Source organism: Leclercia sp. J807, assembly GCF_009734465.1.
Taxonomy (GTDB): Bacteria; Pseudomonadota; Gammaproteobacteria; order Enterobacterales; family Enterobacteriaceae; genus Enterobacter.
Genome location: NZ_CP046446.1, coordinates 761,525 through 775,326 on the forward strand (window position 1 = coordinate 761,525; position 13,802 = coordinate 775,326).

The 13,802-nt window shown below is 54.5% G+C and carries 8 protein-coding genes; 4 read left to right on the forward strand and 4 right to left on the reverse strand.

What is annotated here, in order from left to right:
- Positions 1-1,392, reverse strand: a complete 1,392-nt coding sequence (locus tag GNG26_RS03550) for a glycoside-pentoside-hexuronide (GPH):cation symporter (RefSeq protein ID WP_103823266.1) — start codon at positions 1,390-1,392, stop codon at positions 1-3.
- 160 nt (positions 1,393-1,552) lie between these two features.
- Positions 1,553-2,923 (reverse strand): aromatic amino acid transporter AroP, encoded by a 1,371-nt coding sequence (gene aroP / locus GNG26_RS03555; protein ID WP_146052349.1) that lies wholly within the window; start codon positions 2,921-2,923, stop codon positions 1,553-1,555.
- A 538-nt stretch (positions 2,924-3,461) separates the two neighbouring features.
- Between aroP and pdhR the strand changes: the two genes are divergently transcribed.
- The 4 genes from pdhR (at position 3,462) to lpdA (ending at position 10,551) form a co-directional block, all read left to right on the forward strand.
- The gene (gene pdhR, locus GNG26_RS03560; RefSeq protein ID WP_039030352.1) at positions 3,462-4,226 is read left to right on the forward strand and encodes a pyruvate dehydrogenase complex transcriptional repressor PdhR; all 765 of its coding nucleotides are present in this window, start codon (positions 3,462-3,464) and stop codon (positions 4,224-4,226) included.
- Positions 4,227-4,347: 121 nt separating this feature from the next.
- Positions 4,348-7,011 carry a pyruvate dehydrogenase (acetyl-transferring), homodimeric type gene (gene aceE / locus GNG26_RS03565; protein WP_103178292.1) on the forward strand — a complete coding sequence of 888 codons (2,664 nt, stop codon included), beginning with the start codon at positions 4,348-4,350 and terminating at the stop codon, positions 7,009-7,011.
- A gap of 14 nt (positions 7,012-7,025) precedes the next feature.
- Positions 7,026-8,927 (forward strand): pyruvate dehydrogenase complex dihydrolipoyllysine-residue acetyltransferase, encoded by a 1,902-nt coding sequence (gene aceF / locus GNG26_RS03570; RefSeq protein ID WP_156237824.1) that lies wholly within the window; start codon positions 7,026-7,028, stop codon positions 8,925-8,927.
- A 199-nt stretch (positions 8,928-9,126) separates the two neighbouring features.
- Positions 9,127-10,551: a dihydrolipoyl dehydrogenase gene (lpdA, locus tag GNG26_RS03575; RefSeq protein WP_103178294.1), complete on the forward strand. Its 1,425-nt coding sequence runs from the start codon at positions 9,127-9,129 to the stop codon at positions 10,549-10,551.
- 56 nt (positions 10,552-10,607) lie between these two features.
- On the opposite strand, the gene GNG26_RS03580 is transcribed toward lpdA, so the two are convergent.
- Both GNG26_RS03580 and GNG26_RS03585 read right to left on the reverse strand, forming a co-directional pair.
- Positions 10,608-11,402, reverse strand: coding sequence for a DUF2950 family protein (locus GNG26_RS03580; RefSeq protein ID WP_156237825.1), 795 nt, complete (start codon positions 11,400-11,402; stop codon positions 10,608-10,610).
- A 10-nt stretch (positions 11,403-11,412) separates the two neighbouring features.
- A complete protein-coding gene (locus GNG26_RS03585; protein WP_156237826.1) occupies positions 11,413-12,948 on the reverse strand; it encodes a DUF3300 domain-containing protein in 1,536 nt (511 codons plus the stop codon).
- Between the last annotated feature and the right edge of the window lie 854 nt (positions 12,949-13,802).

A 13,802-nucleotide genomic window follows, 5' to 3' on the forward strand; every position in this document is an offset into this window, starting at 1 on the left:
TTATTCAGCGGCTTTGAGTTCCTGATAGTCATTCAGCTCGCGGTAGTTATTGCGACGCTTCTCCAAATCTTCCTGGATCCGCTTCATCGTCTCACGGTCAACTTTCAGCAGACGCACCACGCCTGCGGTAATGAGGTATCCGATGCCAGGGATAACGGTGAAGAGCAGGACGATACCATTGATGGCGTCAGCGCTTTGCGCTTTTGCGCCGGCATCATAACCGTACCAGGAGAGCAGGAAGCCCACCATGGCACCGGCAATGGCCAGCCCCAGCTTGAGGAAGAAGATGTTGCCGGAGAAGCTGATCCCGGTGATGCGTTTACCGGTTTTCCATTCGCCGTAGTCATCCACGTCGGCCATCAGGGACCAGTGCAGCGGGGACGGGATCTGGTGCAGGATGTTCAGCAGGAAGTAGAGCACCACAATGGTCACGGTGGCTTTTGGATCGAAGAAATAGAAGGCGCAGGAGAAGATCGCCAGCGCGATGTTGGTCCAGAAGAAGACCTTCAGTTTACACCAGCGGTCGGTCAGCACTTTTGCCATAACGCTGCCAAGCATCATGCCCACCACACCCAGGCTGATAAACAGGGTCGCGAAGTGGGTGCTTTGGCCCATCACCCAGGTGACGTAATACATGGTGGCCGCCATGCGGATAAAGCCAGGGCAGACGTTACATAGGGTCAGCAGCAGGATGCGCACCCACTGGTCGTTCTTCCAGACATCTTTCAGATCGTTTTTCAGTTCGTCATGGGTCTGTACCGCCGGGCGCACACGCTCGCGCACCGTGGCGAAGCAGAACAGGAACATGCAGGTGCCAATCAGCGCCAGCACGGTCATGGCCATCTGATAACCTTTGGCTTTGTCCTCGCCGCCGAACCAGTCGGCCATCGGCAGCAGCGTCAGCGACAGCAGCAGCGTGGCAATACCTACCAGCACAAAGCGGTAGGACTGGCAGGCAACACGCTCTTTAGGATCGTTGGTGATCACCCCGCCCAACGAGCAGTAGGGAATATTAATCGCCGTATAGGTCAGAGAGAGCAGGAAGTAGGTAACGAAGGCATAGATAACTTTGCTGTTGTAGGTCCAGTCCGGGGTGGTGAACATCAGGATGCTGAAGAGCGCATAGGGGAAGGCGATCCACAGCAGCCATGGACGAAATCGCCCATACTTACTGCGGGTACGGTCGGCAATAGCACCCATAATCGGGTCGGTAACGGCATCAATGACGCGTACCGAGAGCAGCAGTACGCCCACCAGGGCGGGTGCCAGGCCAAAGATATCCGTATAAAAATAATTCACAAACAACATGATGGCGCCAAAGATGATGTTGCACCCGGCATCACCCATCCCATAGCCGATCTTTTCTTTCACTGATAATTTATTGTTATCCATCGACGTTTCTCCGAGTAGCGGTATGGAGAGAATTATTCGCTGGCAAAGGAAAATATGCGTTGCAGTATAACGTCGCTGATATGGATAAAATTGCTGTTGACGGGAAAGTGTGAGGAAGGTAACAACCCTCTGCGTCCGGGAGGACACAGAAGGAAGAGGATTAGTGCGCTTTTACCGTTTTAGCATTTTTCTGCTTACACATGTAGCCCACCCCGAGGATCACAATCCATACCGGGATTAGGTAGACCGAAATGGCCATGCCTGGGGTCATCAGCATGATAACCAGTACGGCGGCCATGAACAGCAGGCAAATCCAGTTACCCAGCGGGTAGAGCAGGGCAGGGAAACGCGTTTTCACGCCTTGCTGCTGCTTGGTACGACGGAACTTCATGTGCGCCAGGCTAATCATCGCCCAGTTGATCACCAGGGCAGAGACCACCAGCGCCATCAGCAGGCCGAAGGCCGATTCCGGTGCCAGGTAGTTAATCAGCACACACAGGGCCGTCACAATAGCCGACACGATAATGGTGTTTACCGGTACGCCACGTTTATCAACAGAAAGCAGCGCTTTCGGAGCGTTACCCTGCTGGGCCAGGCCGAACAGCATACGGCTGTTGCAGTAGACGCAGCTGTTGTAAACCGACAGCGCCGCGGTCAGTACTACTACGTTCAGCGCGTTCGCCACGAAAGTGTCGCCCAGCTCGTGGAAGATGAGGACAAACGGGCTGGTATCTGCGGTGACGCGGGTCCATGGCAGCAGGGAGAGCAGTACGGCCAGCGAGCCCACATAGAAGATCAGGATACGGTAGATAACCTGGTTGGTCGCTTTCGGGATGCTCTGCTCCGGGTTGTCTGCTTCCGCGGCGGTGATACCCACCAGCTCCAGCCCCCCGAAGGAGAACATGATGATCGCCATCATCATCACCAGCCCGGTCATGCCGTGCGGCAGGAAGCCGCCCTGATCCCACAGGTTGCTGACGCTTGCCTGCGGGCCGCCATTGCCGCTGAAGAGCAGCCAGCCGCCGAACAGAATCATCGCCACAACGGCGATAACTTTAATAATGGCGAACCAGAACTCCATCTCGCCGAACACTTTCACGTTGGTCAGGTTAATGGCGTTGATCACCACAAAGAAGACCGCCGCTGAGGCCCAGGTTGGGATTTCAGGCCACCAGAACTGGATATATTTACCGACCGCAGTCAGTTCCGCCATCGCGACAAGAACATAGAGTACCCAGTAGTTCCAGCCGGAGGCGAAGCCGGCAAAACTGCCCCAGTATTTGTAGGCAAAATGGCTGAAGGAACCGGCTACCGGCTCTTCGACCACCATCTCACCTAACTGACGCATAATAAGGAATGCGATAAAACCGGCAATGGCGTAGCCCAGAATAATACCCGGCCCGGCAGACTGAATAACCGATGCGCTACCCAGAAACAGGCCGGTACCGATCGCACCACCGAGGGCAATAAGCTGGATATGGCGGTTTTTAAGGCCGCGCTTTAGCTGATCGCCGTGCTGTTGACCTTCCATTATAAAACCTCGTGTGTGGTTGTTATGTTCACGCTCTGGCGTGTGTAATTATGAAATTCCATTTCATGTATTTATTAGTTTACGGTTCAATTGGCTGAAATAACCGGCTGTGTCTTCCGTATTCGGAAGAATAGTGGTAAGCGACGGCGAATGCACCTGCTTTATGCGAGGAGAAAGCGAGTTCGAATAAAAAGAAAGCATTTGTAAATCGTCCCGTTTAAGTCCCTTTATCAACCTATAGAATAAAAATGCGCCATAAGCGGGCAGATTTTCATTTTTTACTCCGCTAAATCGGTTCAGATCGCACTTTTCACCGTTTCAATAAAGTTAAAACTGCCTCTTTCGGGGTAATCAATTCATTTGTGCAGAGTTACACTTTTGAAACGTTATTTCTGTAAGGTTGTTAAAATAAGCAGGGTTTAATGATTTCAATCAAAACCAATATGGACACAAGGTGAATACTTTGTTACTTTAGCGATACGAACATGAAATTGGTAAGACCAATTGACTCCGGGCAAAAAGGCGTAAGACAGGGAATATGGCCTACAGCAAAATTCGCCAACCAAAATTATCCGATGTGATTGAGCAGCAGCTGGAGTTTTTGATCCTTGAGGGGACCCTGCGCCCCGGTGAAAAACTACCACCTGAACGCGAACTGGCTAAACAGTTCGACGTTTCCCGTCCCTCGCTGCGTGAGGCGATCCAACGCCTTGAAGCCAAGGGCCTGCTGCTTCGTCGCCAGGGTGGCGGAACCTTTGTGCAAAACAGCCTGTGGCAGAGTTTCAGCGACCCGTTAGTGGAGCTGCTCTCCGACCACCCAGAATCCCAGTTTGATCTGCTTGAGACCCGTCACGCGCTTGAAGGCATCGCGGCTTATTACGCGGCGCTGCGCAGCAATGATGCCGATCGCGAGCGCATCCGCGAACTGCATCAGGCCATCGAACGGGCTCAGGAATCCGGCGATCTCGACGCCGAGTCCGACGCCGTCGTCCAGTATCAAATCGCCGTCACTGAAGCGGCCCACAACGTGGTGCTCCTCCATCTGCTACGCTGCATGGAGCCAATGCTTGCCCAGAACGTTCGTCAGAATTTTGAATTGTTGTATGCCCGCCGGGAGATGCTTCCGCTGGTCAGCAACCATCGCACCCGAATATTCGAGGCGATAATGGCCGGGGAGCCGGAGCAGGCGCGTGAAGCGTCGCACCGTCACCTGGCTTTCATTGAGGAAATCTTGCTGGACCGCAGCCGTGAACAGTCGCGTCGCGAACGTTCATTACGCCGCATACAGCAACGAAAGGATTAAGCGCCAGTTTTTTAGAGCGCGGCAACTAAACGCAGAACCTGTCTTATTGCGTTTTCTGGCGAAAATGCAATGGGACAGGTTCCAGACAAATCAACGTATTAGATAGATAAGGAATACCCCCATGTCAGAACGTCTCCAAAATGACGTGGATCCGATCGAAACCCGCGACTGGCAACAGGCGATCGAATCGGTCATCCGTGAAGAAGGTGTTGAGCGCGCTCAGTATCTGATTGAACAGATGCTTTCTGAAGCCCGCAAAGGCGGCGTGAAAGTAGCTGCAGGTGCAGGGGCTAACAACTACGTAAACACGATTGCCGTTGAAGACGAACCGGAATACCCGGGCAATCTGGATCTGGAACGCCGTATCCGTTCTGCAATCCGCTGGAACGCCATCATGACCGTTCTGCGCGCATCCAAAAAAGATCTGGAGCTGGGTGGCCACATGGCATCCTTCCAGTCCTCTGCAACCGTTTATGAAGTGTGCTTTAACCACTTCTTCCGCGCGCGCACTGAAAAAGATGGCGGCGACCTGGTTTACTTCCAGGGTCACATCTCTCCGGGCGTCTACGCACGTGCGTTCCTGGAAGGTCGTCTGACTGAAGAGCAGATGAACAACTTCCGTCAGGAAGTTCACGGTAAAGGTCTCTCTTCTTATCCGCACCCGAAACTGATGCCAGAATTCTGGCAGTTCCCGACCGTTTCCATGGGTCTGGGCCCAATCGGTGCGATCTACCAGGCTAAATTCCTGAAATATCTGGAACACCGTGGCCTGAAAGATACCTCTCAGCAGACCGTTTACGCCTTCCTGGGCGACGGCGAGATGGATGAGCCAGAATCCAAAGGCGCGATCACCATCGCGACCCGTGAGAAGCTGGACAACCTCTGCTTCATCATCAACTGTAACCTGCAGCGTCTGGATGGTCCGGTAACCGGTAACGGCAAGATCATCAACGAACTGGAAGGCATCTTCGCAGGTGCTGGCTGGAACGTTATCAAAGTGATGTGGGGCGGTCGTTGGGACGAGCTGCTGCGTAAAGATACCAGCGGTAAGCTGATCCAGCTGATGAACGAAACCGTTGACGGTGACTACCAGACCTTCAAATCCAAAGATGGTGCCTATGTTCGTGAGCACTTCTTCGGTAAATATCCTGAGACCGCGGCTCTGGTTGCAGACTGGACTGACGAGCAGATCTGGGCCCTGAACCGTGGTGGTCACGATCCGAAGAAAGTCTACGCTGCACTGAAAAAAGCGCAGGAAACCAAAGGCAAAGCAACCGTAATCCTGGCTCATACCGTTAAAGGTTATGGCATGGGTGACACTGCCGAAGGTAAAAACATCGCGCACCAGGTTAAGAAAATGAACATGGACGGCGTGCGTTATATCCGCGACCGTTTCAACGTTCCAGTGACCGACGAGCAGGTTGAAAACCTCTCCTACATCACCTTCCCGGAAGGTTCTGAAGAGCACACCTATCTGCACGCGCAGCGTCAGAAACTGAACGGCTACCTGCCGTCCCGTCAGGTGAACTTCACTGAGAAACTGGAACTGCCAGCGCTGGAAGACTTCTCTCAGCTGCTGGAAGAGCAGAACAAAGAGATCTCTACCACTATCGCCTTCGTGCGTGCCCTGAACGTGATGCTGAAGAACAAGTCGATCAAAGATCGTCTGGTGCCAATCATCGCGGACGAAGCGCGTACCTTCGGTATGGAAGGTCTGTTCCGTCAGATCGGTATCTACAGCCCGAACGGCCAGCAGTACACCCCGCAGGACCGTGAGCAGGTTGCATACTACAAAGAAGACGAGAAAGGCCAGATCCTGCAGGAAGGTATCAACGAGCTGGGCGCAGGCGCATCCTGGCTGGCTGCTGCGACCTCTTACAGCACCAACAACCTGCCGATGATCCCGTTCTACATCTACTACTCCATGTTCGGGTTCCAGCGTATCGGCGACCTGTGCTGGCAGGCAGGCGACCAGCAGGCTCGCGGCTTCCTGATCGGTGGTACTTCCGGTCGTACGACCCTGAACGGCGAAGGTCTGCAGCACGAAGATGGTCACAGCCACATTCAGTCTCTGACTATCCCGAACTGTATCTCTTACGATCCGTCTTACGCGTACGAAGTGGCAGTCATCATGCATGACGGTCTGCAGCGCATGTACGGTGAAGCGCAAGAGAACATTTACTACTACATCACCACCCTGAACGAAAACTACCACATGCCGGCCATGCCGGAAGGCGCCGAGGAAGGTATCCGTAAAGGTATCTACAAACTCGAAACCGTTGAAGGTAGCAAAGGTAAAGTTCAGCTGCTGGGCTCCGGTTCTATCCTGCGTCACGTTCGTGAAGCAGCGCAGATCCTGGCGAAAGACTACGGTGTGGGCTCCGACGTGTACAGCGTGACCTCCTTCACTGAACTGGCGCGTGATGGCCAGGATTGTGAGCGCTGGAACATGCTGCACCCGCTGGAAACTCCGCGCGTTCCGTACATCGCTCAGGTGATGAACGACGCTCCGGCCGTAGCATCTACTGACTACATGAAACTGTTCGCAGAGCAGGTTCGTACTTACGTACCAGCTGATGATTATCGCGTTCTGGGTACTGACGGCTTCGGTCGTTCTGACAGCCGCGAAAACCTGCGCCACCACTTCGAAGTTGATGCTTCTTACGTGGTTGTAGCAGCCCTGGGCGAACTGGCTAAACGTGGCGAAATCGATAAGAAAGTGGTTGCGGACGCAATCACCAAATTCAACATCGATGCAGAAAAAGTTAACCCGCGTCTGGCGTAAGAGGTAAAAGAATAATGGCTATCGAAATCAATGTACCGGACATCGGGGCTGATGAAGTTGAAATCACCGAGATCCTGGTCAAAGTGGGCGACAAAGTTGAAGCTGAACAGTCGCTGATCACCGTAGAAGGCGACAAAGCCTCTATGGAAGTTCCGTCTCCTCAGGCTGGCATCGTTAAAGAGATCAAAGTCTCTGTTGGCGATAAAACCGAGACGGGCAAACTGATCATGATTTTCGATTCCGCCGACGGTGCAGCAGCAGCTGCACCTGCGCAGGAAGAGAAGAAAGAAGCCGCTCCGGCCGCCGCTGCTCCAGCAGCTGCCGCGGCAGCGAAAGAAGTGAACGTGCCTGACATCGGCGGTGACGAAGTTGAAGTCACTGAGATCCTGGTGAAAGTGGGCGATACCGTTGCGGCTGAGCAGTCCCTGATCACCGTAGAAGGCGACAAAGCCTCTATGGAAGTTCCGGCGCCGTTCGCCGGTACCGTTAAAGAAATCAAGATCAACACCGGTGACAAAGTCTCTACTGGCTCCCTGATCATGGTCTTCGAAGTGGCAGGCGCCGCGCCTGCTGCCGCACCAGCTCAGGCTGCTGCTCCGGCACCTGCGGCTGCTCCAGCTGCGGCTGGCGGTGCGAAAGAGGTTAACGTACCGGACATCGGTGGTGACGAAGTTGAAGTCACCGAAGTGATGGTGAAAGTGGGCGACAAAGTTGCCGCTGAACAGTCACTGATCACCGTTGAAGGCGACAAGGCTTCTATGGAAGTGCCTGCGCCGTTCGCCGGTACCGTTAAAGAGATCAAAATCAGCACCGGCGACAAAGTTTCTACCGGTTCCCTGATCATGGTCTTCGAAGTGGAAGGCGCTGCGCCTGCTGCTGCTCCGGCTGCCGCTGCTGCGCCAGTACCTGCTGCTGCTCCGGCTCAGGCGGCTAAACCGGCTGCGGCTCCGGCTGCTAAAGCGGAAGGCAAATCTGAGTTCGCTGAGAACGACGCTTATGTCCACGCGACTCCGCTGATTCGTCGCCTGGCGCGCGAATTCGGTGTGAACCTGGCGAAAGTGAAAGGAACTGGCCGTAAAGGTCGTATCCTGCGCGAAGACGTTCAGGCTTACGTGAAAGAGGCGGTTAAACGCGCTGAAGCGGCACCTGCTGCTGCCACCGGTGGCGGTATCCCGGGCATGCTGCCTTGGCCGAAAGTGGACTTCAGCAAGTTCGGCGAAATCGAAGAAGTGGAACTGGGCCGTATCCAGAAAATCTCTGGTGCTAACCTGAGCCGTAACTGGGTGATGATCCCGCACGTTACCCACTTCGACAAAACCGATATCACCGATCTGGAAGCGTTCCGTAAACAGCAGAACGCCGAAGCTGAGAAGCGTAAACTGGACGTGAAATTCACCCCAGTGGTCTTCATCATGAAGGCGGTTGCTGCGGCTCTGGAACAGATGCCACGCTTCAACAGCTCCCTGTCCGAAGATGGCCAGAAGCTGACGCTGAAGAAATACATCAACATCGGTGTTGCGGTTGATACGCCAAACGGCCTGGTTGTTCCGGTCTTTAAAGACGTGAACAAGAAGAGCGTTACCGAGCTGTCCCGTGAACTGACCACCATCTCCAAGAAAGCGCGTGATGGTAAGCTGACTGCTGGCGAAATGCAGGGCGGCTGCTTCACCATCTCCAGCATCGGCGGCCTGGGTACCACCCACTTCGCGCCGATCGTGAACGCGCCGGAAGTGGCGATCCTGGGTGTCTCCAAGTCCGCAATGGAGCCGGTGTGGAATGGCAAAGAGTTTGTGCCGCGTCTGATGATGCCAATCTCTCTCTCCTTCGACCACCGCGTGATCGACGGTGCTGATGGTGCGCGCTTTATCACCATCATCAACAACATGCTGAGCGACATTCGCCGCCTGGTGATGTAAGTAAAAAAGCCGGCCTGACGGCCGGCTTTTTTCTGTTAATCTCATGCAGTTCGTGAGGTTATTGGCGAAAGCGGAAATTCGTGAGCCGTTTGTTGTTTCAAAATTGTTAACAATTTTGTAAACTGCGGGCGGATAGAACGTCCCGGTGGATGAAGGGCGACAAAGTACCTGGACCGCCGGAAATCAATAAGAGGTCATGATGAGTACTGAAATCAAAACTCAGGTCGTGGTACTTGGGGCAGGCCCGGCAGGTTATTCTGCTGCCTTCCGTTGCGCTGATTTAGGTCTGGAAACCGTCATCGTAGAACGCTACAACACCCTGGGTGGTGTTTGTCTGAACGTCGGCTGTATCCCTTCTAAAGCGCTGCTGCACGTAGCGAAAGTTATCGAAGAAGCTAAAGCGCTGGCTGAACACGGTATCGTCTTCGGCGAGCCGAAAACCGATATCGACAAAATCCGTACCTGGAAAGAGAAAGTCATCAATCAGCTGACCGGCGGTCTGGCGGGTATGGCTAAAGGCCGTAAAGTGAAAGTGGTTAACGGTCTGGGTAAATTCACCGGGGCCAACACCCTGGAAGTGGAAGGCGAGAACGGCAAAACCGTGATCAACTTCGACAACGCGATCATCGCGGCGGGCTCCCGTCCGATCGAACTGCCATTCATTCCACATGAAGATCCGCGCGTGTGGGACTCCACCGATGCGCTGGAGCTGAAAGAAGTACCAAAACGCCTGCTGGTTATGGGCGGTGGTATCATCGGTCTGGAAATGGGTACCGTTTACCATGCGCTGGGTTCAGATATTGACGTGGTTGAAATGTTCGACCAGGTTATCCCGGCTGCTGACAAAGACATCGTTAAAGTCTTCACCAAACGCATCAGCAAGAAATTCAACCTGATGCTGGAAACCAAAGTGACTGCCGTTGAAGCGAAAGAAGACGGTATTTACGTTTCCATGGAAGGCAAAAAAGCCCCTGCTGAAGCGCAGCGTTACGACGCGGTGCTGGTGGCGATCGGTCGTGTGCCGAACGGTAAAAACCTCAATGCAGGTGCAGCGGGCGTAGAAGTTGACGACCGTGGTTTCATCCGCGTTGACAAGCAGCTGCGCACTAACGTGCCGCACATCTTTGCTATCGGCGATATCGTCGGTCAGCCAATGCTGGCGCACAAAGGTGTTCACGAAGGTCACGTTGCCGCAGAAGTTATCGCCGGTATGAAGCACTACTTCGACCCGAAAGTGATCCCATCTATCGCCTACACCGAGCCAGAAGTGGCATGGGTCGGTCTGACCGAGAAAGAAGCGAAAGAGAAAGGCATCAGCTACGAAACCGCCACCTTCCCGTGGGCTGCTTCTGGCCGTGCTATCGCTTCCGACTGCGCAGACGGTATGACCAAACTGATCTTCGACAAAGAGACTCACCGTGTGATCGGTGGTGCGATTGTTGGCACCAACGGCGGCGAGCTGCTGGGTGAGATCGGTCTGGCGATCGAGATGGGCTGTGACGCTGAAGACATCGCGCTGACCATCCACGCTCACCCGACTCTGCACGAGTCTGTTGGCCTGGCGGCAGAAGTGTTTGAAGGCAGCATCACCGACCTGCCAAACGCGAAAGCGAAGAAGAAATAATTTTCTTCCGGCATGAAAAAAGCGGCTCCTGAGCCGCTTTTTTTTATTCTGAAAACTTACTGCGCGATCTGCTGCCAGCGATCGTCCGGGTTATACGTCGGGATCGCTTTCGCTTCCTCCGCTGACTTCTCGCCCAGATTCGCCTGCCAGACCCGATCGTCGCCGTTGATCATAAAGCTCATTACCCCGGTCTCGCCGTAGCTCACTGGCCAGGCGATCATCGCAAAGCCTGATTGACTGTCCGGCAGAATGCGGAAGCGATAGCCGTGATACCCCTGACCAGGCTCTTTCGGGCTGAAGGCCGGGCCGAGCGGGCTGGGCGCTTCGCCAGGCTGCACAGGCCAGTAGAGGCCATCTTTTTTGCCCTCGCTGCTGGCAATCTTCTGCGCATAGTGCGTGGTAAGGGCGTAATAGCGCTCCTGCGCATCCACATAGGCATGCAGCGCTTCGATGGCGGCCAACTCGTTGCGTCCAATCTCACGGGTCAGGATCGCTTCGGCCCCCTCCTTGATGTCGAATTGCCAGCCAGCAGCGGTTTTGACAACCGGGATCGGCAGCTGCCAGTCGCTGTTTCCGACCACAAGATGTGCCGTATCGCCCTCGATGATCGTATTGTGCCGGACTTTCCAGTCACGCAGGAAGCGATCGACGGCATCAGGCTCGACCCCTTCAGGTGGCAGAAAATCGCGCCAGTTATCCCCCAGCAGATTATTCATTGCGCTTTCATTTTGCTCCCGGATGGCGCTTGCCAGGGCATCGGTCGCCAGGTCTGGCGTGTTGAAGGATTGCTGCGCCATCGTTGTGGCTGAAACCATGAACAACACCATTCCACAGAGTAGTTTGCTTTTCATGTCGGCTCCCTTAACGATGACGGAATTCACGGTGTTCAACCCGCCCGGCAGGCATCTGCCGTAGCTGCTGATGTTGGGCTGCTATCTGTCTGCTCTGCGCCCCGCGCTGCTGTTGCGCTTGCCAGCTGGCGGAACGGCTGTCGTTGCCGCTTAGCGCATTTGCGCGGGTGGGCAGGGCATGTACGCTGCGCTGTTGCGCAGGGTGCGTTACCCGTTTCTCTTGTCCCTGGGTTGTTATCTGATGCCGCATGGTTGCTCTGTGTGTGGTGTGCGGCTGGGTATCGTAGCCACGGAAATTGTTGCGTTGAGATAGCTGTTTTAACTGTTGATTCGAGACCTGACGCTGCGTATCTCTGTTTCCGGAATGGACTGTCTGTGGGAAGGTTTTGCCCGTCGACTTCTCCATTTGGCTCAGGGCAGCCTGACGCTGGCTATCGCGATTGACCGGTTTTTGTTGTGTGGAACTGAGCCCCGTTACCGTATTTGTGGCGTGAAAACGGTTGTTAAGCGGGTTCGTCGGATAGGGCACGTTCTCACGGTAGGCCGGGTTATGCTGCCAGGTGCGGTTAGCGTCAGTCAGATGCTCGCCACTTATCTTATTGAAATTATTTACATTGATATTGATATTATTATCACCGTTACGGTTATAGCCGCCGTGATGATCCCAGTCATCATCGTGGTGATGGTGATCCCAGTCGTCGTCGTCCCAGTCAATATTGCTGAAGATGGCGTAGGTTGTTGCTACCCCCAGGCTAAAGCCTAACCCTTTAACCAGGCTGTTGGTAAATTGCTCGCCGGGAGAAGGAGGCAAATAGACTGGCGGATAGGCGGTGTTCGGCCAGGTGCCGTACACGGTATTAGGGTTATAGGTGGGGACGTAAACCACCTGCGGATCGGCCGATTCTATCTTGATCACCGTTGGGTTTGCCGGGGGTGTATATGTGTCCGACTCGCGGCTGGTGGTTTTAGCGGGCGCAGGTTTTGTCACGGTGGTGACAGTCTGCTGGGGCGTCGATTGTAATGCCCCGGTTTGCTGCGCCAGCAAGCGCAGACGTTGAACGGAGTCCATCACATCCTTCGGCTGAGCGAGGAACGCATCGCCCAGGTTTTGTACCCACGGCGGATTTTCGCCCATCAGCGACATCAACTGCGGGAAGGCGACCAGCGATTTTACGCTGGGATCCCAGGGTTGCCCTGCAACGGCCTGTATCGCGGCATCTCCCTGCATACGTGGGTTGTCACGGGACCACTGGGCCGCCTGTATCACGTTCGTCGGATAGGTCGCCGCCATTAGAATCTGCGACAGCAGGGTGTCGGGATAGAGGGCGATGGGCGCCACCCACTGGTCGATTTGCGCGGCGGTATAGACCACCGGGGCTGGCTGCGCGGAAGCAGGCACCGGTGCAGCTTGCGCTGTCGGCGCGGGCTGTGGTGGCTGAGTGACAGTCTCCGGCGCGCGGCTATTTACGTAGACGACGCCAGATGCGGCTAACAGCCCGGCGCTACACAGGAGAACAAGCAGATGTGGCTTAAAGGGCAACTTCATAATAAGACTCCGACGAAAGCGAGGCCGTGAGGCATTTACGTTGTCGCGAGTATATGCACCCGGGGATGACTTTTTTGACTTAAACTGGGAACCGCGCCGAATGACCGGATAAAGAGTGTGAGCAGTTATTACACAGATTATACCGGATAGCGAAAAACGCGCCGGGGTTTCAAATGGCCGCTCTTGCGAGCGGCCAGCAGCTAGTTGCCGAGGTTAATGACAAACAGCACTGTGATGTCGGATATGCTCCAGCCACCGTGCAGCGCGGTAAGCAGTAAACCGGTCACAACGATCAGCGCATAGATTCGCATCTCCATTGCGTGCGTTCCTTTGCAGGCTACGCGGGTTCATTCTCCACCGGGAAAGGCAGAACCAGGCAAATTGAGGTTTTGCCGCGTAGGTTATGGAACTGCTCCCGGGCCCGGTGACTGGTTGCTACACCAGCGAAGCAGGCCAGTGAAAAGATTAATAAAATCAGGTCAAATAAATAAGTGAAAAGACGGGCTTACATAGGTTTTCATCCGAAACAGGAAAACGCTACGCAAAATCAGAATATTGGCTTGCAAGGCAGAGGGGCGTGATGCAAAATTCGACTCGTTGGGGTTTTGCCGCAAATCTGCCAACCCGGTGTGCTACCACCGCAAGGCAACAAACTAACCGCCTCAGGGCGGTTTTTTTGTGCCCGAAATTCGTCCCGCCTCGCTGCTATACCATGCTTAACGATTCAGCAAACAATTTAATGTTGCTTTTTTGTAAACAGATTAACACTGTCTGAAAATCCTGCTATGCTGCCCGACGCGGTATCGGGCATATACCCTACAAACTGCTGTCTCACAGGAGCGTGAAGAGAACGC

Coding starts and splice junctions, on each gene's coding strand:
- GNG26_RS03550 (WP_103823266.1), bottom strand. CDS start 1,392: ATGGATAACAATAAATTATCAGTGAAAGAAAAGATCGGCTATGGGATG.
- aroP (WP_146052349.1), bottom strand. CDS start 2,923: ATGGAAGGTCAACAGCACGGCGATCAGCTAAAGCGCGGCCTTAAAAAC.
- pdhR (WP_039030352.1), top strand. CDS start 3,462: ATGGCCTACAGCAAAATTCGCCAACCAAAATTATCCGATGTGATTGAG.
- aceE (WP_103178292.1), top strand. CDS start 4,348: ATGTCAGAACGTCTCCAAAATGACGTGGATCCGATCGAAACCCGCGAC.
- aceF (WP_156237824.1), top strand. CDS start 7,026: ATGGCTATCGAAATCAATGTACCGGACATCGGGGCTGATGAAGTTGAA.
- lpdA (WP_103178294.1), top strand. CDS start 9,127: ATGAGTACTGAAATCAAAACTCAGGTCGTGGTACTTGGGGCAGGCCCG.
- GNG26_RS03580 (WP_156237825.1), bottom strand. CDS start 11,402: ATGAAAAGCAAACTACTCTGTGGAATGGTGTTGTTCATGGTTTCAGCC.
- GNG26_RS03585 (WP_156237826.1), bottom strand. CDS start 12,948: ATGAAGTTGCCCTTTAAGCCACATCTGCTTGTTCTCCTGTGTAGCGCC.